The following is a 22394-nucleotide window of genomic DNA, read 5'->3' as shown; positions in this document are numbered from 1 at the left end:
ACGCGGCGGACGGTCGAGTGGCGCGCGACGCGGGGCCCACCGCGAGCGAGCGCTTATCGAAACGTTGAGTGGCGGCGGAGCCATCGTTCCGCCGTGTCCCGATATCGGACCCTCCTGCTCTTCTGCGTGCTCGCCCTCGCGTGGGGGTCGGCGTTCGTCGCGATCAAGGCCGGCCTCGCGTTCTTCGACCCCGTCTTCTTCGCGGCGCTGCGCTACGACGTCGCCGCCGTCCTGATGCTCGCGTACGCGTGGTACGCGACCGACCGGTGGCGCCCCGAGACGCGCGCGGACTGGCTCGCGGTCGCCGTCGGTGCCGTCCTCCTCATCGCCGCCTACCACGCCTTCCTCTTCGTCGGCGAGGACCTCCCCGGCGTCACCTCCGCGTCCGCCGCCGTCGTCGTCAGCCTCAGTCCCGTGCTCACGACGGCGTTCAGTCGCTCGCTCCTCCCGAGCACGCGCCTCTCCGCGCTCGGCGTGCTCGGCCTCCTCCTCGGCCTCGTCGGCGTCGCCGTCCTCGTCGTCCCGCCCGAGGTGTTCGCGAGCGGCGACCTCTCCGCCGTCGTCGGGTCGAACGCGCTCGGCCCCCTCCTCGTCTTCTGCGCCGCCGCGTCGTTCGCGCTCGGCAGCGTCCTCACCGAACGCATCGACGCCGGCCTCCCCGCCGAGACGATGGAGGCGTGGTCGATGCTCTTCGGCGCGCTCCTCATGAACGCCGCGAGCGTCGCGCTCGGCGAATCACAGCGGATTCCGCTCACCGTCGAGAGCGTCGGCGCACTCCTCTACCTCTCCGTCGTCGCGAGCGCGCTCGGCTTCCTCCTCTACTTCGACCTACACGAGCGCCTCGGCTCCATCGAGATCAACCTCGTCTCCTACGTCGCGCCCGTCGTCGCCGCCGTCGTCGGCTGGCTCCTACTCGGCGAGTCGCTCGACGCGACGACGGCCGTCGGCTTCCTCGTCATCTTCGCCGGCTTCTGCCTGCTGAAGCGGGCGGCGCTGCTCGCGGAACTCCGGCGCGTCGGCGTGCTCGACTAGCGAGAAGAAAAACCGTCACTCGGCGTGGTAGCCGCGCCCGGCGACGAGCGCGACGACGTGGAGGGCGACGAGGAGCGCGAACGCGTACTGCGTTCCGGTCGACTGGAGGCCGCTGAACACGAGCGGGACGTAGAGGAACGGGAGGACGACGGCGCTCCAGAAGCCGATGGCTTCGAGGGGCCGACGGAGGAGGGCGAGCCCGTCGGTGTGGCTGTGGAGGCTATCCAACGGGAGTTCGTGGAGGGGGTGGTTCTGACTCGACATGGGCGGGGTGACCTCATCGGATACCACGGCCCCCATCCGGATATATGGGGTCGATCCTTCCGTTCGTTTCACGCCGCTCACGCCCGTACCGCTGGCCACGCCGGACGTTTCACGGCCGATTCAGAGACTGTTAGACGTTTCAAAGGCGCATCTAAGACCGCTATCGCGTATCGAACTATCGTTCGTGTACGTCGGCGATGCATCGCTACGCGACGGCGCCGTCGAGCGCGGCGTGCGCGCTCACCACCCGCGGGGCCAGTAGCGGTTTCAGGGGGCCGGGCGAACGCCGAGGTATGACCGATGGCCTCACCACGCCGCCGAACTGGACGCGCGACGACCCCGAGTGGGAGGAGGACGCCGGCCGGAAGTACGACCCGCGCGCCGTCGTCGAGTACGAACACCTCGACCAGCACCTCCGCGTCGTCCTCGCACCCGCACGCGTTCCCGAGAGCGTCGCCGAGGACGGACGCGGCTACCGCGTCGACGTCCGGTACGGGACCGCCGAGACCGGCCTCGACACCGACGAGCTCGCGGCCGTTCCGTCGCTCGCGGACGCCCACGACGTCGCCGAGGACTTCATGCGCCTCTACACCGAGTTCGGCGCGGGCGGCGACCGCACGGACCGCATCGTCGAGGACATCGCGCGCGCGAAAGACCGGACGTGGCAGGACGCCAACGATGCTGTGACCGGCAACGTCCACGACCCCGTCCGCGCGTAGTCGAACGCCACGCACTGCTACGTGGGTCCGTAAAAGGTAGCAGAATGCCCGGGGAGGGGTTCGAACCCTCGGCCTCCGCATGTCCCAGGTTCGAGGCTCGGCGGGCCTCGGGGGACACGCACAGCCTCCGAATGGCTGCCGCACCGAATCTCTGAACCCTATGAGTGCGGCGCTATGACCAGACTAAGCCACCCGGGCTCATCCCCGGCTAAGCGGAGGCCCCGTATTAAAGTTCTCTTTCGGTCCCGGGGTGCGCCAACACGGGACACGACCTCGGCGTCGGGTTTATGTCCGGCCGGCAGTAGGACGCCGTATGGACGTACCCGACGCCGTCACGGACGCCCTCGGCGACGAGTCAGTCGCCGCGCGCGTCCCGCTTCGCGGGGACGACGTGCTCCTCGTCACGCCGACACGAACGCTCGTCTACCGCGCCGACGGCCTCCTCAGCAACGAATCCGTCACCGCCTACGACCACGACGCCGAGCGCGTCATCGCCTCGGAGGGCCGCCGGACGGCGACCATCACGCTCGACTACGGCCTCGACGGCGAGTCCTCCTTCGACGTCCCGTCGCGCGCGCTCGACGACGTCCTCCACCCCGTCCTCGCCGGCGTTCTGAACGCCGGCGGCGTCACCGACTCGGGCGAGCGCGTCGTCCGGACGTACCGCTTCAGCGAGCTCACGCTCGTCGTCACGAGCGAGCGCCTCGTCCGCCACGTCGGCGGCGCCGTCTGGGACGGCGACTACGAGGTCATCCCCTACGCGGACGTCACGGACGTCACCGCCGAGGAGGGGTCGGTCGCCAGCCAACTCGTCCTCGAGACGACGGGGCGCACACAGCGCATCAAAGTGCCCGACGAGCGCTTCCGCGACGTCCGCGAAACCGTCGAAACCGCGCTCTTCGAGGCGCACGGCGTCGCCGACTACGACGCGTTCCGCCGCGCCGTCGCGCCCGACGAGGACGACGCACCCGAAACGACGGACGACTCGGACGCCGACCCCGCGCTCGCGTTCGACCCCGACGACGCGGGCGCGTCCGCGAGCGACGCGCTCGACGCCGCGACCGACCCCGGGCCGGACGTCGACTTCGACGCGCTCGAAGCCGACCTCGAAGAGCTCCGGGACGCGCTCGCCGACCAGCGCGAGCGCGCGGACGCACAGCGCGACGCCATCGAGCGCCAACGCGCCGCCCTCGACGCCCAACTCGACCTGCTCGACGAGCAGGCCGAGCGCGTCGACGACCTCCTCGAGACTATTCGCGACCGGTGACCTTCCGGATGCACGACGAGCCGAACGGCCCGACTTCGCCCGCGTCGAGGTCGATGAAGTAGCCCTCGGAGAGCCCGGTACCACAGCGCCGACAGGAGAACTCGCCCTCCTTCGTGATGACGTCCGCGCCGAAGCGCACGTAGCCGCCGCCCTGCGGGCGGACGGTCGCGCCGTCGCGCTCGACGAGGCCGCGCTCCTCGGCGGCATCGATGATCTCGCTGACGATGCGCGGATGCGTCGACACCGTCTCCACGCGGTCCATCAGCTCCGCCATCGACAGCTCGTCGTCCTCGATGCGCTCGACGAGCGCGACGCCGAGCTCGACCGGATCGGGGTCCTCGGCCGTCCCGTCCACGGACTCTGGGGACTCGGGCCCGCCGTCGCCGCCCGACTCGTCTTCCTCGTCGGGGTCGGCGCCATCGGTGTCGTCCTCACGTCGTGTCCGTTCGGTGTCGCTCTCGCGAAAGCGCGGGTCGTCGAGCGTCGCGTCCGCACGGTGCTGGCGTTCGGTGTCGTCCTCGCGGCGTGGCCGCTCGGTGTCATCCTCGCGCGCTCCCGGTTCCTCCTCGCTCACTACGCGCCAGTGCGCCCTCCGACGACATAGCGCCTGCGGTCGGAGAAGAAGACCTATCCTCGCCGACGGCCTACGCTCGCGGAGTGAGTCGCCTCCCCCGCGCGCGACACGCCGCCGCCGTCTGCGGTCTCGTCGCGCTCGTCGCGCTCGCCCTCCTCGCCTCCCCGTCGGCGGTCCTCGGGCACGTCCGCGCGCTCCTCGCGAGCCCGTGGTTCCCGCTCGTCCTCCTCGCGCTCTACCTCGCCCGGCCGTTCCTCGCGTGGCCCATCACCGTCCTCTCCGCGCTCTGTGGCTACCAGTACGGCTTCCTCGTCGGCCTCCCGCTCGCGCTCTGTGGCGCCGTCGCGACCAGCCTGCTACCCTACTACGCCGCCCGCTCCCTCCCGCCCGACTGGCCGCTCGTCGGCCGGTTCCGCGACGGGAGCGCGCGCTTCTTCGACGCCGCCGGGGGCCTTCGCGGCGTCGTCGCCGCGCGCCTCGCGCCGACGCCCGCCGAAGCCATCTCCGGCGCGGCCGGCGCCGCCCGCGTCCCCGTCGGCGTGTTCGCCCTCGGCACCGCCATCGGCGAACTCCCGTGGACCGTCGCCGCCGTCGCGGTCGGCGTCGGCCTCGACTCGTTCACCGCTACCGCCGTCCACTTCGACCCGCGTCTCGCCGTCGCCATCGCCGCGCTCGGCGTCGCGCTCCTCGCCGGCCCCGCTTACGCGGTGTGGCGCCGGCGGTAGCTCGACGGGGGACTACTCGGCGGCGAGTCGGACGACGCTCCCGGACGACCCCGAGACGGTCCCCGTCTCGTTCGTGCAGACGAGCAGTTCGCCCTCCGCGTCCTTCCCGAACGCGGTGACGTAGCCCCCGAGGCCGTCTACCGGCGCGACGCGCGTCGGCCACGACTCGCCCTTGGGCGTCGCGACGAACACGCGCCCGTCCGCCTGCCAGTCCGCGAAGACGTACGCGCCGCGCAGGCCGTCGAGCGCCTCGCCGCGATAGACGTGGCCGCCGACCACCGCGATGCCCGCGACGCCGTCGCCGCGATGCGGGTACTCGATCACGGGGTCGCGAAGGCGCGTTCCGTCCGGCGTCTCGCTCGGGCACGACTCCGGCGGCTCCGAGGGCGCGGCCGCCGCGAAGCAGTGGCGCCCCTCGCGGACGTTCCACCCGTAGTTCCCGCCGCGTTCGACCAGGTTCACCTCCTCGTAGCGGTTCTGCCCGACGTCCGCGACGAGCAACCCGACCTCGTCGAAACTCAGCCGCCACGGGTTCCGGAAGCCCCACGCGTACTGCTCGGGATACGCGGCGTCCGCGAGCGGGTTGCTCTCGGGGATGCCGTACGGTCGCTCGCCCTCCGTCGCGTCGACGTCGATACGGAGGACGCTCCCGAGGCGGTTCGTCGCCGTGTCCTGCCCGTTTCCGCCCGCGTTCGCCTCGTACCAGTCCGAAACGTGCCCGCGTCCCGTGTCGTTCGCGCCGCCGCCGTCGCCGACGCCGACGTAGAGGTAGCCGTCGGAGCCGAACGCGAGCGCGCCGCCGTTGTGGTTCGACTGTGGCTCCGGGATTTCGAGGAGGACGCGCTCGCTCGCCGGGTCGAAGACGCCGTCCGTCCAGTCGAACGCCGCGAGGACGGACGTGTGGTCGTAGCCGTCCGGCGTCCCCTCGCGTCGCGGCGCGCTGTAGTAGGCGTACGCTTCCTCGGTATCCGGGAAGTCGGGGTGGAGCGCGACCCCGAGGAGGCCGCGCTCGTCGTAGCCCGAGACGTTTACCGTGGCGGTCCGGAGGTCGAGCACGCGCTCGCGTCCGCCCGCCCCGAGGCGATAGAGCACGCCCACTTGGTCCGCGACGAGCGTCTCCCCGCCGCCGACGGCGACGTCGACCGGTGAGACGAACCCCGACGCGACCGGTTCGACGCCGAGCGACGTGCTCCCGGCCCCGCCGGTCGCCGTCGTGGTCGACCCGTCCGATGGCGCGCTACATCCCGCGAGCGCGCCGAGGCCGAGCGCGCCACCGGCACGGAGGAGCGCGCGGCGTGAGTACTCCATACCGGGAGCGTCGGCGCGCGAGCGGAAATAGCTACGTGCGGCTCAGAAGACGAACGGATCCGAACAGTCCACGACGACACCGTGCGTCGGGCAGACGTACTTGCAGTGGCGCTTGTACATCGGCCGCTCGCACAGCGGGCACGGCCGGCCGCCGCGCTCGCCGTCGCTTCCAGCAGCGTCGGCGTCGCCAGCGTCCGCGCCGGGTTCGCCGTCGGCGTCGCTCATAGTCGGACACTCACGGCTCGCGCGTATGAGCGTTGCGCGTCGCGAGAAGAACGCAGAGGGAGAGAGACGTGGTGTGTGTCGCTACGCTACGAGCACTCGGACCAACCGCAGGACTGGCAGGTCTTGCAGCCCTCGGAGTAGTAGAGGTCCATCGCACCGCAGTCCGGGCACTCGGGGCTCTCGCCGGCCGCGAGGAGGTCCGAGGTCGCGTCGTCACCGGACGCGCCGTTCGGCTGGCCGTCGCCCTCGCCGGGCGCGGCGACGTCCCCGCCGACGTCGACGTTCGGGTTGGCGGCGTCGCCGACGTCGACGCCGGCGCCGTCCGTCTCGACGGCCTCCGTCTCGGCGTCTTCGACGTCCTCGTCGGTGAGCTCGGTGAGGTTCTGCTGTTTGGGCACCTGCTTGTCGATCTCGCCGTCGAGGTAGCGGCGCATCGCCGTGCCGATGGCGTCCGGGATGGAGTTGATCTGCTCGCCCTTGTCCCAGGCGACCTTCGGGGAGCGGATGCCCTGCAGCTCGCTCGCGATCTCCTCGGGGTCGACGCCGGCGCGCAGCGCCGTCGACACCGTCTTCGCGAGCGACTCCGTGAAGGAGGCCGTGAAGCCACCGGAGTTGCCGATGTTCGCGAAGAGCTCGAACGGCCGGCCGTTCTCGTCCTCGTTGATGTTCACGTAGAGCTTCCCGTAGCCCGTGTCGATGCGCTGAGTGACGCCGTAGAGGACGTCCGGGCGCGGGCGCTTCTGCGCGCCGGAGGGCGCGACGTCGATGTCGACGAGCTCGTCGGCGTCCTCGCCGACGGCGTCGCGGACCGACTCGTTCTCGAGGAAGCCCTCGAGGTCGCCGAACGTCTCCTGGATGCTCTCCAGCATCGCCTCGGCGGCCTCGTCCTCCTCCATGTCGGAGAACTCCGAGTTCTCCGCGCGCGTCGTGAGCACCTGCTTGTTCCGGGTACCGTCGCGGTAGACGGTGACGCCCTTCCCGCCGTGCTCGTAGATGTACTCGTAGACCTCGCGCATGTCCTCGACGGACGCGTCGTTCGGGAAGTTGCAGGTCTTCGAGATGGCGGAGTCGACGCCGTCCTGACACGCGCACTGGACGGCCGCGTGCTGCTTCCCGGAGAGGTCGGCGGTGACGACGAAGAGTTCGCCGATGGCGTTCGGGACCGTCGTGAGGCCGGTGACGCCGTCGAACTCGTTGCTCGCCATCTGCTCTTGCGCTTCTTCCTTCACGGCCTCGACGTCGATGTCGTTGGCCTCGAGGGTGCGCAGGAAGTAGTCGTCGAACTCGACGAGCATCTCGTCGCCCTGCACGTCGTCGGAGACGTTCTTGTAGTAGGCGACGTTGTAGATGGGCTCACAGCCACCCGTGGTGTTGCCGACCATGCTCGTGGTGCCGGTCGGCGCGATGGTGGTCGTGTTGTGGTTGCGGATGGGGTAGCCGTCCGCCCACTCCGCCGCGCTCTCGCCGGTGTGGTGCTCGAACCACTCGGCGTACTCCGTCGGGTTCGCGTACTTCGACTTGTCCCACTCGTCGAAGGAGCCGCGCTCCTCCGCGAGCTCGTGCGAGGCCGTCTTCGAGCCGTGGTTGATGTGCTGCATCACCTGGCTCGCGACCTCGTTCGCGGGCTCGTCGCCGTACGGCATCCCGAGCTGGACGTAGAGCTGCGCGAGGCCCATGATGCCGAGGCCGATCTTGCGCATCTCGGCGACCTTCTCCTCGATCTCCGGCACGGGGAAGTCCGACATCGTGACGACATTCTCGAGGAACCGTGTGCCGGTCTCGATGCGGTAGTCGAACTCCTCCATGTCGAGGGCCTCGTCGAGGAAGCGACTGATGCCCTCCTCGAGCGTGTCGTACTCGTGCTCCTCGCTCCAGACGCGCCAGTCGGGCGCGTCCTCGGCGACGACCGTCGAGAGGTTGATGTGCCCGAGGTTACAGGCCTCGTACTCCTCGAGGGGCTGCTCGCCACAGGGGTTCGTCGCGAGCATCCGGTGGTCGGGGTGCTCCTCGACGTCGAAGGAGTGCTCGTCGTTCGCGCGCTCGAGGTAGATGACGCCGGGTTCGCCGTTCTCGTGGGCGCCCTCGACGATGCGCTCCCAGAGGAGCTCTGCGGGGATGGAGAACTCCTCGCCGACCTCGACGTGCTCCGCGAGGTCGTAGCGCTCGTACATCTCCTTCGTCTCCTCGGTGGCGATGTGGGGCTCGCCCGTCCGCGGGTTCGTGAAGGTGTACTCCTCGCCGTTCTGGAGGGCCTCCATGAAGCCGTTCGTGACGCCGACGGAGATGTTGAAGTTCGAGAGGTGGCCCTCGACGGCGTTCCGCAGGTGCTTGGGGACCTTGCCGTCCTCGTCGATGAGCTCGCGGGCCTCCTCGAGGGCCTCGCTGAACGTCGTGTACGTGTAGTCGTCGGGGTCGTTCAGCTTCAGGCAGTGCGCGAGGGAGACGTCCTTGTTCTTCGCGTGGATGAACTCGATGACGTCCGGGTGGCTGATGCGCATGACGCCCATCTGTGCGCCGCGCCGCGCCCCGCCCTGGGCGATGGTCTCGCACATCTGGTCGAACGTCCGCATGAACGTGATGGGGCCGGAGGCGATGCCGCCGGTGGAGCCGACGGGGTCGCCGAACGGCCGGAGCTGCCAGAAGGCGTAGCCCATCCCGCCACCGCTCTGGAAGACCTCCGCCGCTTCCTTCGCGGTCTGGTGGATGTCGGTGAGGTCGTCGGCGGGGGAGTCGACGAAGCAGGCGGAGAGCTGCTGGAGCTCGTCGCCGGCGTTCATCAGGGTGGGGGAGTTCGGCATGAACGCGAGGCGGCTCATCAGCGACTCGAAGCGCTCCGCGGTGTCCTCGACGTGCGCGCGGACCTCGTCGGGGAGCTCGGGGACGATGGTGTCGTAGGCGAACTTGTTGACGTTCTCCTCGTCGAGCTCGATCTCGACGTCGTCCTCGGCCGTCGTGCCCTCGCCGAAGACCTCGGCGGCGAGTTCGTCGCGGCGCGGGTGGTCGGGCTTCAGCTGGTCGGGGGAGACGAGGACCTCGACGCCCTGGTTCTCCGCCTCGTAGACGGCCTCCGCGAGCGCGATGTTCTTCGCGACGCGCTCGAAGAGGTCCTCCTGGTCCTCGATCAGCTCGCCGTCGGCGTTCTGTCGGAGGTAGCGCGCCGGCAGGATGTTGTTGTAGGCGTTCGCGGTCATGCGCTCCTCGAGCGTGTCGCCGTCGACGCGCTTGATCGGGAGCGTGATCTCGTCCGCGCTCAGGTCGTGCGAACTCATGCGGCGGCCCTCCGTGCTGTCGGTGACGTACAAGTGGGTTTCAGGGTCATGGATGATGGGTGGAAAGGGTCGTTCGGAGACGACCAATCGTTACTGGCGGGTCGGTCATAGTACTTCCGTTCACGGCGACAGGGCCGTGAACTAGTGTCTATCACACCGACCACGCGGGTGCTACGTCACTACTCTCGCGGGGGCAATAACGTCTCGCAAAGCGACCTGAAAGTGGACGGTGAAACGAGCGTGACGCCGTGCCGGATGTCGGTTTTCAGTTTCGCGACTCGGTCGCCGACCCGACACGCCGAGGTCGACCGGCCGGCCGCCGCCACGACTATGCCCGTCGCCCGCGACGCTCTCCGTATGTCCCACACGGCATCCGCACTCCCGCTCGCGTTCGGTATCCCCGGCGGCCAACTCGGCACGCTCCTCGTCGCGCTCATCGCGGCGCTCGTCGTCGTGCTCGTCGGGAAGTTCGTCCTGAACGTCGCGTGGAAACTCCTCGTGCTCGCCGTCGTCGTCATCGGCGCGCTCTGGGTCGTGACGACGGTTCTGGCCTAGACGGTCTCGAGGAAGTTCGAGACGACGTCGTGGCCGACTCCGGTGAGGACGCTCTCCGGGTGGAACTGCACGCACTCGATGGGATGCTCGCGGTGGCGAATCCCCATCGGGAGCGTCTCGCCGTCGTGCTCCGTCGTCGCCGTGACCTCGAAGCAGTCCGGGATCGTCGTGCAGATGAGGGAGTGATAGCGCCCCGCCTGGAAGCCCTGCTCGAGGCCGCGGTAGACGCCCGCGCCGTCGTGCTCGATCGGGTAGGCCTTCCCGTGGATGGGCTCGGGCGCGTGCCCGACCGCCCCGCCGTACTCGTAGGCCGCCGCCTCCATCCCGAGACAGACGCCGAGCGTCGGCACCTCGTGGCTGAGGCCCGTGAGGACGGCCGCCGTGACGCCGACGTCGCGCGCGTTCTTCGGGTGGCCGGGGCCGGGCGAGATGACGAGCGCGTCCGGCTCCTCCGCCTCGATCTCCGCGACCGACGCCGTGTTCTTCAGCACCGCCGTCTCCACGCCCGGGTGCTCGCTCACGTACTCCACGAGGTTGTACGTGAACGAGTCGAAGTTGTCGACGAAGACGACCTTCATCGCTCCACCTCCGCGTCTCCGTCCGCATCGGCCGGTCGCGTGATCTCGTCGAGCGCGTCGAGGACGCCGCCCATCTTCTTCTCCGTCTCCTCGTACTCGCTCGTCGGGTCGGAGTCCACGACGACGCCCGCGCCCGCCCGGACGCGAACGACGTCCGCGCCCGCATCACCCGCGCCGTGATGGGCGGTCGCGGTGCGGATGCAGATCGCAACGTCCGCGTCGCCCGTCCACGAGACGTACCCCACCCCGCCGCCGTAGATCCCTCGCGGTGTGCGCTCGAGCTCGTCGATGAGCTCCATCGCGCGCACCTTTGGCGCGCCCGAGAGCGTCCCCGCCGGGAACGACGCGCGAATCGCGTCGAAGGCGTCCATCTCCTCGCGCAGGCGGCCCGTCACAGTCGACTCGATGTGCTGGACGTGGCTGTACTTGAGGACGCGCATGAACTCCGGGACCCTGACGGACCCCGCCTCGCTCACCCGGCGGACGTCGTTGCGCGCGAGGTCGACGAGCATCGTGTGCTCCGCGCGCTCCTTCTCATCCGCGAGCATCTCGCCGGCGAGTCGGCGGTCCTCCACGGGGCTCGTTCCCCGCGGGCACGTGCCCGCGATGGGGTTGTTGAGGACTTCGCGGCCGTGGACGCTCACGAGCGTCTCCGGGCTCGCACCGACGACCGTCCGCTCGTCGTGCTTCAGGACGTACATGTACGGCGAGGGGTTGATCTCGCGCAGCGCCGCGTAGAGCCCGAGCGGGTCGAGGTCGCCCTCGAGTTCGCGCGTGCGCGAGATGACGCCCTGATAGATCTCGCCGTCGAGCACCGCGTCCTTCGCGCGCTCGACCGCGTCCTCGTATTCGTCCTGCGGGCCGGCGTGTGTCGCCGTCCGCTCGAAGCCACCGGTGTCGGGGTCGCTCGCGTCCGCGAGTGCGTCCTCGACGCGCTCGGCCTCCGCGACGAGGTCGTCGTAGACCGCGCCGGCGTCGTCCGCGTCGGGGTCGACGACGGGCGTGCAGACGAGCGAGAGCGTCCCCGTCGCGCGGTCGAAGCGCAGGACGGCCGTGTTCAGGAGGAACTCCGCGTCCGGCAGGGCGGTCTCCGGGCGCTCGACGCCGACCTCCTCGAGCCAGAGGTCGTAGACGGCGTCGTAGGCGACGAACCCCACGAGCCCGCCGTCGAGGAGCTGGCGCTCGCTCTCCGGGAAGCCCCGCCGTTCGACCGACGGGAGCGACCCGCGCAGCTGGTCGAGGACGTCGCCGCCGCCCGGCGCCACCGAGCGGGCGGCGCGGGTGTCCGAGAGGCGCTCCACGCTCGCTCCCTCGGGCGTCGCGCGCACCACCGCATCCGGGTCGTAGCCGACGAAGGAGTAGCGCGCGTGGCGCTCGCCCGCCGCGTCGCGGGGTCGGAACGCCCCGCCGGGGTCGGAGGCCGCCGTCTTCTCGGCGGACTCGAGGAGGAAGGCGTAGTCGCCGTCCGCGAGCGCCGCGTACGCCGCGAGCGGCGAGACGTCCGCGTCCAGCGTGGCTTCGGCGTAGACGACGCCGGGGCCGTCGCCGGCCGCGCGCTCGACGAACGCCTCGCGCGTCACGTCGAACCCCATCAGGGCGACACCTCCGGTTCGTCGTCGGCGCCGTCGAACGCGCGCGTCGCGTTCGCGACGAACGACCGCACGGCGTCGTGGTCCTTCACGCCGCCCTCGGACTCGACGCCGGACGCGACGTCCACCGCGTACGGCTCCACCGTCCGCACCGCCTCCGCGACGTTCGCGGGGGTGAGGCCGCCCGCGAGGACGACCGGGGCGTCGAGCTCGGCGGCGAGGTCGCGCGTCACCGTCCAGTCGTGGGTCCGACCCGTGCCGCCCGCACCGGACGCGTCCGTCGAGTCCACGAGGAGGGCGTCCGCGACGCCGTCGTAGTCGCGCGCCGCCTCGGGGTCGTCCGCGTCCACGGTTTTCACCACGCGCGCGTCCAGCACGCTCGCGAGGCTCGCCACTCGCTCTGCGGGGAGGTCGCCGTGCAGTTGGACGGCGTCCGTCCCCACGGCGTCGTGGAGCGTCGGCACCGCCTCCGGGTCGGCCATCGTCACGAGCACCGTCGAGACGAACGGCGGCGCGGCCGCGACGAGGTCGGCCGCGCGCTCGACCGACACCTCGCGCGGCGTCTCCACCGGCACGTCCACGATGAACCCGAGGGCGTCAGCGCCCGCCTCGACGGCGGCGGCGACGTCCTCGGCGCTCGTCAGGCCGCAGACCTTCGTTCGCGTCGCCGTCATCGCTCGCCTTCTGGGCCGCAGAGGTCGGCGAGCTTCGCGGCGGCCGCGCCGGAGTCGATGGCGTCGCGGGCGGCCTCGACGCCGGCTTCGAGCGACTCGGCCTCGCCGGCGACGTAGACGGCCGCGCCCGCGTTCGCGAGGATGACGTCGCGCTTCGCGCCGGTCACCTCCCCCTCGACGATGCCGCGTAAGTCGGCGGCGTTCGCCTCGGGCGTGCCGCCCGCGATGGCGTCGATGGGCGAGCGCTCCAGACCGAGGTCGTCGGGGGTGAGCGTGTACTCCTCGACATCGTCGCCGTGGACTTCCGCGACGACCGTCTCGCCGTGGACCGCGATCTCGTCGAGGCCGCTCCCGTGCACGACGAGGGCGTCCCCGGCGGGCATCTCCGTGAGCGCCTCCGCGATGACGGGGACGAGGTCGGGGTCGTAGACGCCGAGGACCTGTGCGTCCGCGCCCGCCGGGTTCGTGAGCGGCCCGAGGACGTTGAAGATGGTGCGCATCCCGAGCTCGCGGCGCGGGCCGATGACGGCCTTCATCGCGGGGTGGAACGCGGGGGCGTGCATGTACCCGATGCCGAACTCCTCGATGTGGGACTCGACGGCCTCGGGCGTGGTGTCGAGGTCGACGCCGACCTCTTCGAGGACGTCTGAGCTGCCCGAGGAGGAGGAGACGGAGTAGTTGCCGTGCTTGGCGACGGGGACGTCGGCGGCGGCGACGACGATGGCGGACGTCGTGGAGACGTTGATCGTGTTGTAGTCGTCGCCGCCCGTCCCGCAGGTGTCGACGAGCGGGCTCCGGTCGGGGTCGATGGTGATGGCGGCCTCCCGCATCCCCTGCGCGAAGCCCGCGATCTCGGCCTCGGTCTCGCCCTTCGCGCGGAGCGCGGCGAGCAGCGCGCCGATCTGTGCCTCCGTCGCGCTCTCGAAGACGGCGGTGGCGGCCTCGCGTGCTTCGGCGACCGTCAAGTCCTCTCCCTCGGTGACGCGTTCGATGTAGTCCTGCATGGTGGGGCACCGGTGTACGAATTCGGCTTATGATGTACAAGTCTGTACACCACTATAAGCCTGTCGCGGGCTCCCCGAGTGGGAATAGTTCACGGGGAAACACCCGGTTCGAAACCTTCAACTATACCCCCGGACTACGAAGAGATGCGTTCGGAGGAGCGCGCCACCGAGGGTTGGTGGTCTAGTCAGGCTATGACACCTCCTTGACATGGAGGAGGCCGGCGGTTCAAATCCGCCCCAACCCACTTCTACGATCTCACACCGGAGAGCCACCGGTGAATCGTTTCGCGGGTGACCGGGTGAGAACCGAGACGACGAGCGGTGCGTCCCCAGCGAGCGCCTCCCCCGCACATCCGCGCGGCGTGGCGCACACCGGCATACGTTGGTGAGTGGGGCGTCCCCCGCGCTCGGTTTCGACTCCCCTTACGCGTCGAGGTCGGCCCCGCAGTCGGGGCACGTCTCGTCGACGTGCGTCAGCGGTGCGTCGCACGCCGGACAGAATTCACGATAGCAGACACGTTCGCCCATGAGTATTAATACCACGTATGAGTGCAAATGCCTTGTGGCGGTCTGTACGCCTACTGAGCGGTCGAATATCCCGATTCTCACTCGGACTGTCCCTGCAATAATCTTTTAGACCCTACCCGGCCAACGTTCGAGGTACATGGACATCTCCGATATCGCGACTCAGGACTACGTCGAGGTCGACGCCGAGGAACGCCTCGGGAAAGTCCGCTCGCTCTTCGAGGAGTCGAACCCGAAGGGCGTCATCGTCACCCGCGCCGGCGGCGCCGAGTACGTCGGCGTCATCACGCAGAAGCAACTCCTCAGCTCCCACATCGAGGAGAACACGCGTGCGGCCTCCATCGCGAACCCCGAGGGGAACGCCCCCAAGCTCACGCGGACCGAGGACGTTCGGGACGCCGCCCGGAAGCTCGTCGAAGGCGGCTCGAAGGTCGCACCCGTCTTCGAGGCCGACCAGCTCTGGGGCGTCCTCACCGAGGACGACCTCCTCGAGGCCGTCATCGACAATCTCGACGCGCTCACCGTCTCCGACATCTACACCGAGGACGTCATCACCGTCGGCGAGGACGACAACGTCGGCGTCGTCATCAACCGCCTGCGCGAGCGCGGCGTCTCCCGACTGCCCGTCCTCGACGACGACGGCGACCTCACCGGCGTCGTCACCACGTACGACCTCGTCGAGTTCGTCACGCGCGACATCGAGAAGACGACGCGGGGCGACCGACGCGGCGAGATCGAGCGCATGCTCGACCTCCCCGTCTACGACGTGATGTCGAGCCCCGTCCAGACGACGACGCCCGAGACGGACGTCGAGGACGCCGTCCGCGTCATGCTCGAGAACGACTACGCGGGCCTCATCGTCACGCCCGCCGGTGACGCCACGACGGTCGTCGGCGTCATCACGAAGACCGACGTGCTCCGTGCGCTCTCCTACACCGAGGAGGAGCACATGGACGTCCAGATCACGAACATCGACCTCCTCGACACCATCTCCCGCGAGGACGTCCGCGACGGCATCGAGAAGGTCGCCGGCAAGTACTCGAAGATGACCGTCCAGCACGCGCACGTCCGCTTCCACGAGCACAAGGAGCGCCTGCGCGGCACGCCGCTCATCCAGTGCCAGATCCGCCTGCGCACCAACAAGGGCCAGGCCGCCGGCACCGGCGAGGGCTACGGCGCGGACAACGCCTTCTACATGGCGCTCGACACGCTCGAGCGGAACGTCCTCGAGAAGAAGGGCATCCAGTCCGACGAGGAGTACCAGGGTCAGCTCCTCCGCAAACTCGGCGAACTCTAAGTCGGTCCTCGACCGTTCCCGCTTTTTCGACGCGGTTCGGACACTTCGCTAGACGCCCGTGCCGTCGCCCGCCGCCTCGATGCCCGCGTCCGTGATCGAGAAGCGCGCGCGCTCCCCGGTCGGCTTCGCGCGGTGCTTCTCGAGGACCGCGCGCCGGGCGTCGCCCCGGAAGCGCTCCAAGCGGACGACCGTCGCCGTCCAGTGCTCGAGCGTCTGCCCGCCGAGCGGTCGCGTCCGCTCGGCCTCCGGGTCCGTGTACACCTGGTTCGTCACGAGCACCGCGAGGTCGTGTCGCCGCGCCAGCGAGAGGAGGTGCGTCACCTGTCTGGCGACGTCGCGGAGCGCCTCGCCGTCCTCGCCGCCCTCTTCGGTTCGCCGCAGACGGTAGAACCCCGTCGCGGAGTCGAGGACGATGAGGTCCGCGCGCTCCGCGAACCCCTCGGTGTCCTTCACGGCCTCGGCCTGCTCGTCGAAGTCGTACGCTTCGCTGACGACGATGCGCTCGGCGGCCCGGTCGGGGTCGTCCGCGACGGCCGAGAGCACCTGCTGGAAGCGCTCGGCCGAGAGCCCCTCCGTATCCACGTAGACGACGGTCATGCCCGCGGCGGCGGCGTGCGCGGCCGTCGAGAGCGCGACGTTCGTCTTCCCCGCGCCCGGCGGCCCGTACACCTGCGTGACCGCGCCGCGCTCGACGCCGCCGCCGAGGAGCGCGTCCAGCGGCGCACACCCCGTCGTCAGTGGTTCCATCGCTCGCTCGTAGTGTGGCTCGCCGGAAAAACACCCCGGTACCCCGGTAGGCTTTTTCCGCTCCGCTGTGCGACTACGGGACAGTGATCGTCGTCGCCACCGCGGACTTCGAAGTGTACCACGAGGTCGTCGGCGAACTCCGCGACCGTGGGGCCGCCTTCACCACCGTCGAACCCGGGGGTGCCCTCCCGGAGGACGCGGACGTGGTCATCGCCGGACCCGACGACGACCTCTCGGTCGCCGTCGACGTCGTCGTCGCCGACCCCGGGAACCCGCGCGCCGCCGTCGAGGAAGCCCTCACGCTCCTGCGGGGGCACGGCGGCCGCACCGTCGTCGGCGTCGACCCCGGGCCGCGTCCCGGCATCGCCGTCCTCTCGGGCGACCTCGTCGTCGCCGTCTTCCACGTCCCCGTCGAGGACGCGGCGGCCGTCGTCCGCGAGGAAGTCGCGGACGACCCCGACCCGCTCGTTCGCGTCGGCGACGGCGCCCGGATTCACGGCGCGCGCATCATCGACGGCCTCGACGACGTCACCGTCGAGCTCGTCGACGAGACCGGCACCACACCGTATCTCGGGCGCGGCGCGCGCGGGATGGACGACGTGCTCGCCGCCGTCAACATCGCGCGCTTGGAGGGCGAGGTCGTCGGCGAGCGCACCGTCGAACCGACGGCGGGCGAACTCGACGTCATCAAGCAGCGCTCGCGGGAGCGCTCCGCGCAGAACCGCACCATCACCGAGGAGCTCGCGCGCCGAGTGGCGACGGGCGAACTCACGCTCGACGAAGCGCTCGAGCGCCACCGCGAGGGGTAGCTACCGCACGGCCTCGACGGCGCGACGCATCACTTCCCGAACCGGGAGGCCGGTCTCCCGCGCGACCGCGTGCGCGTCGTCGTACTCCGCGCTGTAGTCGTACACCTCGCCGTCGGCGTCGCTCGCGACCTTCACCGACACCGCGTACGCCTCGCCGTCGACCTCCAGCTCCGCCGTCTCGAAGGCGCGCTCGGCGATCCAGCGGTGGCGCGCGCCCGACTCGCGGATCCCGAGCGTTCCCGTCTCCTCGGCGAGGCGGCGCGCGACGCGCGAGGCGTCCGCCGGCTTCGTCACCACCTTCACGAGGTGGCCGGGCCGGGACTTCTTCATCGTCACCGGCAGCACGGAGACGTCGCGTGCGCCCGCGTCGGCGAGCGTCTCCTGCAGCCCGCCCAGCACTTCTGGCGTCGCGTCGTCGAGGTTCGTCTCCAGCACCACGACGTCGTCGCGGACGAGGCCGCTCTCGTCGGCGTGTCCCGCGTGTGCTCCGTCTTCCGCACGCGTACCCGCGTCCGCCGCCTCCGCGCCGAGCGCCGCCCGCAGGACGTTCGGGCGGTTCGGGAGGTCCTTCGCCCCCGCGCCGTAGCCCGACGCGTCGACCCGCATCGCCGGCGTCTCGTCCACGCCCTCGGCGAGATGCGCGAGCAGCGCCGCCCCCGTTGGCGTGAGGAGTTCGGTGTCGGCGGGACCCCCGACGAGGCGCCAGTCCGCGCGCTCGGCGAGTTCGACGACGGCGGGCGCGGGCACCGGGTAGACGCCGTGGCTCATCTCGACCTCGCCACCACCGGCGAAGACGGGCGTCGTCACGACGCGCTCCGGGTCGAGGTCGGCGAGGAGGAGGCAGACCCCGACGACGTCCGCGATGGCGTCGTCCGCGCCGACCTCGTGGAAGTGGGTCGCCTCGAGGTCCGTACCGTGGACGGCGGCCTCCGCGCGCCCGAGCAACTCGAACGTCGCGAGCGCGTCCGCCTCGACGGGTTCGGGCAGTCCCATCGCCTCGACGACCGCGACGACCTCCGGATAGCTCCGGTTCGGCCCGTGCCCCTCGGCGTCGTCGTGGTCGTGGTGAGCGTGGCCGCGGTCGGCTTCGCCGTCGTGTGAGTGGTGGTGCTCCTCGGCGTCGCCGTGCGTGTGGCCGTGGCCCCCGTCGTCGTGGACGCGTGGCCGTCGGTCCTCCGACGCCTCCCCGTGGCGCACCGTCACCTTCGTCGCGCGGACGCCGCGCCTCGTCACCGTCCGGACGTCGTACGTCACGTCGAGGGCGTCCTCGACGGGCGCGAGGACGGCGGGGTCGGCGCCGACGGCGACGAGCGCGCCGAGCAGCATGTCGCCGCTCGCGCCCGTCCGGCCGTCGAAAGCGAGCGTGGTCATGGTTCGAGGAGGGGGCGCGGCGGCGAAAAACGTGGCCATCCGAGCGCCATCGACACCGGCCGGAATCCGTTCGAGCGTCAGCGATATGTACGAGGGTGTGATACTGTGACACATAGTCCTCGCCGTCGGGGGAAGTGCTTTCCCGCGCCGGCGAGAATCTCCCCCCATCGGACATAAGAGACAATGAACGAAGTCCAACTCGAGGTCGCGAAAGCGTACCCGAACGACTCGGGGCGCGGCATCGCGCGCCTCGACCCCGACACGCTGCTGCACCTGAAGCTCAGCCCGGGAGACATCATCGAGATCGAGGGCGCCGAGACCACCGCCGCGAAGGTCTGGCGTGCCGACCGGCAGGACTGGAACACCGACACCGTCCGCATCGACGGCTTCACCCGCCAGAACGCCGACGTCGGTATCGGCGAACGCGTCACCATCCGGAAGGCCGACGCCGAGAAGGCCGACTCGCTCGTCCTCGCGCCCCCCGAGGAGGCGTCCGTCCAGTTCGGCAGCGACGCCGCCGGCATGGTCAAGCGCCAGATCCTCAAGCGTCCCGTCGTCTCGCGCGACATCGTCCCCGTGATGTCCTCCACGAACCACCCGTTCATGCGCTCGCCGGGACAGGCCATCCCGCTCATCGCCGTCGAGACCGAGCCCGAGGGCGTCGTCCTCATCACCGAGGACACCGACGTCGAGCTGCGCGAGGAGCCCATCAGCGGCTTCGAACGCACCGGCGGCGGCATCACCTACGAGGACATCGGCGGCCTCCAGAACGAGATCCAGCGCGTCCGGGAGATGGTCGAACTCCCGATGAAGCACCCGCAGATCTTCCAGAAGCTCGGCATCGAGCCGCCACAGGGCGTGCTCCTCCACGGCCCGCCCGGCACCGGGAAGACCCTGCTCGCGAAGGCCGTCGCGAACGAGACGTCGGCGAGTTTCTTCTCCATCGCTGGCCCCGAGATCATCTCCAAGTACTACGGCGAATCCGAACAGCAACTCCGGGAGATCTTCGAGGACGCGAAGGACGACTCGCCCTCCATAATCTTCATCGACGAGCTCGACTCCATCGCGCCCAAGCGCGAGGACGTCACCGGCGAGGTCGAACGCCGCGTCGTCGCCCAGCTCCTCACGATGATGGACGGCCTCGAAGGTCGCGGCCAAGTCATCGTCATCGCCGCCACGAACCGCGTGGACGCCGTCGACCCCGCGCTCCGGCGGCCGGGTCGCTTCGACCGCGAGATCGAGATCGGCGTCCCCGACGAGGTGGGTCGCGAGGAGATCCTCAAGATCCACACGCGCGGCATGCCGCTCTCCGACGACGTCAACCTCAGTCACCTCGCCGAGGAGACCCACGGCTTCGTCGGCGCGGACATCGAGAGCCTCAGCAAGGAGGCCGCGATGCGCGCGCTCCGGCGCTACCTCCCCGAGATCGACCTCGACGAGGAGGACATCCCGCCGAGCCTCATCGACCGGATGATCGTCAAGCGCCAGGACTTCCGCGGCGCGCTCGGCGAAGTCGAGCCCTCCGCGATGCGCGAGGTGCTCGTCGAACTCCCGAAGATGTCGTGGGACGACGTCGGCGGGCTCACCGACGCGAAGAAGAACGTCCAGGAGTCCGTCGAGTGGCCGCTCAACTCGCCGGAGAAGTTCGAACGCATGGGCATCGACCCGCCGAACGGCGTCCTCCTCTACGGGCCGCCCGGCACCGGGAAGACGCTCATGGCGAAAGCTGTCGCCAACGAGACGAACGCCAACTTCATCTCCGTGAAGGGCCCACAGCTCCTCTCGAAGTGGGTCGGCGAGTCCGAGAAGGCCATCCGCCAGACCTTCCGCAAGGCCCGGCAGGTCAGCCCCACCGTCGTCTTCTTCGACGAACTCGACTCGCTGGCCCCGGGTCGCGGGCAGGACGTCGGGAACAACGTCTCCGAGCGCGTCGTCAACCAGCTCCTCACCGAGCTCGACGGGCTCGAGGAGATGGGCGAGGTGATGGTCATCGGCGCGACGAACCGCCCCGACATCATCGACCCAGCGCTCATCCGCTCCGGCCGCTTCGACCGCATGGTCATGGTCGGCCAGCCCGACGTCGAGGGCCGCGCGCGCATCCTCGAGATCCACACCGAGGACATCCCGCTCGCGCCCGACGTCAGCCTCCGCGAGCTCGCCGAGATCACCGATGGCTACGTCGGTAGCGACATCGCGTCCATCGCCCGCGAAGCCGCCATCGAGGCGCTCCGCGAGGACGACTCGGCCGAGGAAGTCGAGATGCGCCACTTCCGCAAGGCCATGGAGAACGTCCGGCCCACCATCACCGACGACCTCCTCGACTACTACGCGGACGTCGAAGAGCAGTTCAAGGGCGGGAACTCGCCCGGCCAGGGCCGCAGAGAGGGCGGCCACATCGGCTTCCAGTAGAGCCGTTTGCTGCGCTCGGCGCGGTCACCGCTTCAACGAGACCCCTCCTCTCTCCTTCGATGCTCGTCGCCTCGAACGCTTCGCTGGAGGCGTCGCTACGCGATGGGAGAACGGCAGAAACGCGGTCGTGGGTTACTCGTCGACGACGACGGCGTTGACCTGCCCGTTCTGGCCGGGGCGGGAGGTGACGCGCGCGCGGCCGGCGTCCGTCTCGATGACGGCGCCCTTCGTGATGATGTTCCGGCGGGCGTAGTTCGGGTTCGCGTCGTTCTCGACGACGTCCTCGATGGTGACGCGCGTCGTCTCGCCGTCCTCGGTGACGTTCGCGACGTCCGTGGAGAGCGCGCGGACCTTCTTGCCCGCACCGCGGGAGTCGACGACGCGGAAGCGGGGCTCGTCGAGCGTCGTCTCCGTCGGGGAGCGACCGAGTTCGTGCTTCTTCTTCTTCGAGTGGGGGCGAGTTCGCGCACCCGTCTTCGTGCGCTTGGAGCGGCCCTGGTTCTGCATACCGGGAAATGGCGTCGTTACGTACTAAAACCGTTCGGTCCGACGGGAACCCGTCGTCTTTAGGCGGCGCGCCACCTCCCGGTGACCATGAGCCTCCGCGTCGCCGTCGGCGCGCCCTTCGTCTCCGAGGGACGCGACCGGTTGGGCGAGCACGAGTTCGTCGTCGCCCTCTCGCTCGATCGGGACTGGATGAGCCCCGATCAGGCGAAACGCCTCATCGACGTCGCCACCGGCGAGGGCCTCCTCACGCGTGAGGACGGCGACCTCGTCGCGACCTTCGACACCGAGGCCGTCACCGTCCCCGAGGAGTTCACGCCCGACGAATCGCTCTTCCGCGAGCGCTCGGCCTTCGAGACGGCGCTCGACGCGCTCGTCGCCGACGGTGCCGAGCGACAGGACGCCGTCGCCGCCGTGAACGCGCTCCAGCGGGACCTCGGTGTCACCGCCGACGTCGCCGCCGTCCTCCACGCGCGCCGCGAGGGTCTCACCGTCGACGACGCCGCCGCGAAGGCCGCGGAGGACCTCTGAATGGTCGAGCGCGAGCTCTCCGACGGCGTCCGCATCGCCCAACTCCTCGCCTCCGAACTCACCGGTCGCGAGCTCGGGCCGTTCGCCGACGTGACGGTGACGGACGCCGACCCGGACGTCGAGGCGACGCCCGAGGGCGCGCGCGCCTACGCCGTCACGCGCGGCGATGAGCGCGTCGCCACCGTGTTCGTCCAGCCGGAGCGCGCCCGCGTCGAACTGTTCGTCGGGCTGGACGCCGCGACGCGCGCCGCCGACGACGCCGGTCTCCGCGCGCGCCCCCGTGCCGCGACGCCGCCCGCGCTCCTCGTCTTCGTCGAGAACGGTGCGCACGCAAAGCGCGTCCTCGACGTCTTCGAGGCCGCGCTCGCCGGTCGGGGGACGGACCCGAACGGCGCGTAGCGGAACAGTACGTTTAGGC

Annotated in this window: 23 protein-coding genes and 2 tRNA genes; 11 read left to right on the top strand and 14 right to left on the bottom strand. The window is 70.2% G+C overall.

Annotated features, from left to right (window positions below; translation table 11 throughout):
• The first annotated feature begins 93 nt into the window (after positions 1 to 93).
• A complete protein-coding gene (locus tag IEY12_RS03975) occupies positions 94 to 1032 on the top strand; it encodes a DMT family transporter (protein ID WP_188879217.1) in 939 nt (312 codons plus the stop codon).
• A gap of 15 nt (positions 1033 to 1047) precedes the next feature.
• Here IEY12_RS03975 and IEY12_RS03970 read toward each other — a convergent pair whose 3' ends face one another.
• A complete protein-coding gene (locus tag IEY12_RS03970) occupies positions 1048 to 1296 on the bottom strand; it encodes a DUF8028 family protein (protein WP_229870902.1) in 249 nt (82 codons plus the stop codon).
• Between the two features lie 293 nt (positions 1297 to 1589).
• On the opposite strand from IEY12_RS03970, the gene IEY12_RS03965 reads away from it, so the two are divergent.
• Entirely contained in the window at positions 1590 to 2015 is a 426-nt protein-coding gene (locus IEY12_RS03965) for a hypothetical protein (RefSeq protein ID WP_188879215.1), read from the top strand.
• A 45-nt stretch (positions 2016 to 2060) separates the two neighbouring features.
• On the opposite strand, the gene IEY12_RS03960 is transcribed toward IEY12_RS03965, so the two are convergent.
• Positions 2061 to 2213 (bottom strand) — tRNA-Met (locus IEY12_RS03960).
• 115 nt (positions 2214 to 2328) lie between these two features.
• Here IEY12_RS03960 and IEY12_RS03955 point away from each other — a divergent pair.
• Positions 2329 to 3282, top strand: a complete 954-nt coding sequence (locus IEY12_RS03955; protein ID WP_188879213.1) for a DUF7115 domain-containing protein — start codon at positions 2329 to 2331, stop codon at positions 3280 to 3282.
• Here the strand turns inward: IEY12_RS03955 and IEY12_RS15975 are convergent.
• Positions 3266 to 3856 carry a DUF5830 family protein gene (locus IEY12_RS15975; protein WP_425433158.1) on the bottom strand — a complete coding sequence of 197 codons (591 nt, stop codon included), beginning with the start codon at positions 3854 to 3856 and terminating at the stop codon, positions 3266 to 3268. The two genes, IEY12_RS03955 and IEY12_RS15975, sit on opposite strands and share 17 nt — an antisense overlap.
• Positions 3857 to 3939: 83 nt before the next feature.
• Between IEY12_RS15975 and IEY12_RS03945 the strand changes: the two genes are divergently transcribed.
• Positions 3940 to 4581, top strand: a complete 642-nt coding sequence (locus tag IEY12_RS03945; protein ID WP_188879203.1) for a TVP38/TMEM64 family protein — start codon at positions 3940 to 3942, stop codon at positions 4579 to 4581.
• A 12-nt stretch (positions 4582 to 4593) separates the two neighbouring features.
• Here the strand turns inward: IEY12_RS03945 and IEY12_RS03940 are convergent, their stop codons facing one another.
• The 3 genes from IEY12_RS03940 to IEY12_RS03930 form a co-directional block, all read right to left on the bottom strand.
• Positions 4594 to 5889, bottom strand: coding sequence for a PQQ-dependent sugar dehydrogenase (locus IEY12_RS03940; protein WP_188879201.1), 1296 nt, complete (start codon positions 5887 to 5889; stop codon positions 4594 to 4596).
• A gap of 42 nt (positions 5890 to 5931) precedes the next feature.
• Entirely contained in the window at positions 5932 to 6114 is a 183-nt protein-coding gene (locus tag IEY12_RS15970; RefSeq protein ID WP_188879198.1) for an HVO_2523 family zinc finger protein, read from the bottom strand.
• A gap of 86 nt (positions 6115 to 6200) precedes the next feature.
• The gene (locus IEY12_RS03930) at positions 6201 to 9383 is read right to left on the bottom strand and encodes an adenosylcobalamin-dependent ribonucleoside-diphosphate reductase (protein ID WP_188879194.1); all 3183 of its coding nucleotides are present in this window, start codon (positions 9381 to 9383) and stop codon (positions 6201 to 6203) included.
• A 357-nt stretch (positions 9384 to 9740) separates the two neighbouring features.
• Here IEY12_RS03930 and IEY12_RS03925 point away from each other — a divergent pair, with 357 nt between their 5' ends.
• Positions 9741 to 9938: a DUF8029 family protein gene (locus IEY12_RS03925; protein WP_188879186.1), complete on the top strand. Its 198-nt coding sequence runs from the start codon at positions 9741 to 9743 to the stop codon at positions 9936 to 9938.
• Here IEY12_RS03925 and trpG read toward each other — a convergent pair.
• Genes trpG through trpD form a run of 4 tightly spaced genes read right to left on the bottom strand, consistent with a single transcriptional unit; the run spans position 9935 to position 13783 of the window.
• Positions 9935 to 10516, bottom strand: coding sequence for an anthranilate synthase component II (gene trpG / locus IEY12_RS03920; RefSeq protein ID WP_188879181.1), 582 nt, complete (start codon positions 10514 to 10516; stop codon positions 9935 to 9937). The genes IEY12_RS03925 and trpG overlap by 4 nt on opposite strands.
• Positions 10513 to 12108, bottom strand: a complete 1596-nt coding sequence (gene trpE, locus IEY12_RS03915; protein ID WP_188879177.1) for an anthranilate synthase component I — start codon at positions 12106 to 12108, stop codon at positions 10513 to 10515. Before trpE ends, trpG begins: the two co-directional genes overlap by 4 nt.
• Positions 12108 to 12779, bottom strand: coding sequence for a phosphoribosylanthranilate isomerase (locus tag IEY12_RS03910; RefSeq protein ID WP_188879169.1), 672 nt, complete (start codon positions 12777 to 12779; stop codon positions 12108 to 12110). Before IEY12_RS03910 ends, trpE begins: the two co-directional genes overlap by 1 nt.
• On the bottom strand, positions 12776 to 13783 hold the full coding sequence (trpD, locus tag IEY12_RS03905; protein WP_188879167.1) for an anthranilate phosphoribosyltransferase: 1008 nt from the start codon (positions 13781 to 13783) through the stop codon (positions 12776 to 12778). The genes IEY12_RS03910 and trpD overlap by 4 nt, the downstream gene beginning before the upstream one ends.
• A gap of 170 nt (positions 13784 to 13953) precedes the next feature.
• Between trpD and IEY12_RS03900 the strand changes: the two genes are divergently transcribed.
• Positions 13954 to 14028, top strand: a tRNA-Val gene (locus IEY12_RS03900).
• Positions 14029 to 14206: 178 nt separating this feature from the next.
• Here the strand turns inward: IEY12_RS03900 and IEY12_RS15840 are convergent.
• On the bottom strand, positions 14207 to 14311 hold the full coding sequence (locus IEY12_RS15840) for a zinc ribbon domain-containing protein (protein ID WP_268245997.1): 105 nt from the start codon (positions 14309 to 14311) through the stop codon (positions 14207 to 14209).
• Between the two features lie 136 nt (positions 14312 to 14447).
• Here IEY12_RS15840 and IEY12_RS03895 point away from each other — a divergent pair, with 136 nt between their 5' ends.
• Positions 14448 to 15605 (top strand): CBS domain-containing protein, encoded by a 1158-nt coding sequence (locus IEY12_RS03895; RefSeq protein ID WP_188879155.1) that lies wholly within the window; start codon positions 14448 to 14450, stop codon positions 15603 to 15605.
• Between the two features lie 48 nt (positions 15606 to 15653).
• Here the strand turns inward: IEY12_RS03895 and radB are convergent, their stop codons facing one another.
• The gene (radB, locus tag IEY12_RS03890; protein WP_188879143.1) at positions 15654 to 16352 is read right to left on the bottom strand and encodes a DNA repair and recombination protein RadB; all 699 of its coding nucleotides are present in this window, start codon (positions 16350 to 16352) and stop codon (positions 15654 to 15656) included.
• Between the two features lie 83 nt (positions 16353 to 16435).
• Between radB and IEY12_RS03885 the strand changes: the two genes are divergently transcribed.
• Positions 16436 to 17161, top strand: a complete 726-nt coding sequence (locus IEY12_RS03885) for a hypothetical protein (protein WP_188879141.1) — start codon at positions 16436 to 16438, stop codon at positions 17159 to 17161.
• Here IEY12_RS03885 and larC read toward each other — a convergent pair whose 3' ends face one another.
• Entirely contained in the window at positions 17162 to 18532 is a 1371-nt protein-coding gene (larC, locus tag IEY12_RS03880) for a nickel pincer cofactor biosynthesis protein LarC (protein WP_188879134.1), read from the bottom strand.
• A gap of 183 nt (positions 18533 to 18715) precedes the next feature.
• Between larC and IEY12_RS03875 the strand changes: the two genes are divergently transcribed.
• Positions 18716 to 20941, top strand: coding sequence for a CDC48 family AAA ATPase (locus IEY12_RS03875; protein WP_188879128.1), 2226 nt, complete (start codon positions 18716 to 18718; stop codon positions 20939 to 20941).
• Between the two features lie 132 nt (positions 20942 to 21073).
• Here the strand turns inward: IEY12_RS03875 and IEY12_RS03870 are convergent, their stop codons facing one another.
• Positions 21074 to 21448, bottom strand: coding sequence for a 30S ribosomal protein S8e (locus IEY12_RS03870; RefSeq protein WP_188879127.1), 375 nt, complete (start codon positions 21446 to 21448; stop codon positions 21074 to 21076).
• Positions 21449 to 21535: 87 nt separating this feature from the next.
• On the opposite strand from IEY12_RS03870, the gene IEY12_RS03865 reads away from it, so the two are divergent.
• Complete coding sequence (locus IEY12_RS03865; protein ID WP_188879121.1) at positions 21536 to 21976, top strand: DUF2240 family protein; 441 nt, start codon at positions 21536 to 21538, stop codon at positions 21974 to 21976.
• A complete protein-coding gene (locus tag IEY12_RS03860; protein ID WP_188879118.1) occupies positions 21977 to 22375 on the top strand; it encodes a DUF7993 family protein in 399 nt (132 codons plus the stop codon).
• Positions 22376 to 22394 lie beyond the last annotated feature (19 nt).

The organism is Halarchaeum grantii, from assembly GCF_014647455.2.
Lineage (GTDB): Archaea > Halobacteriota > Halobacteria > Halobacteriales > Halobacteriaceae > Halarchaeum > Halarchaeum grantii.
The sequence above is the reverse complement of the archived record's forward strand: the minus strand, read 5'-3'. Positions and strand labels throughout refer to the sequence as shown.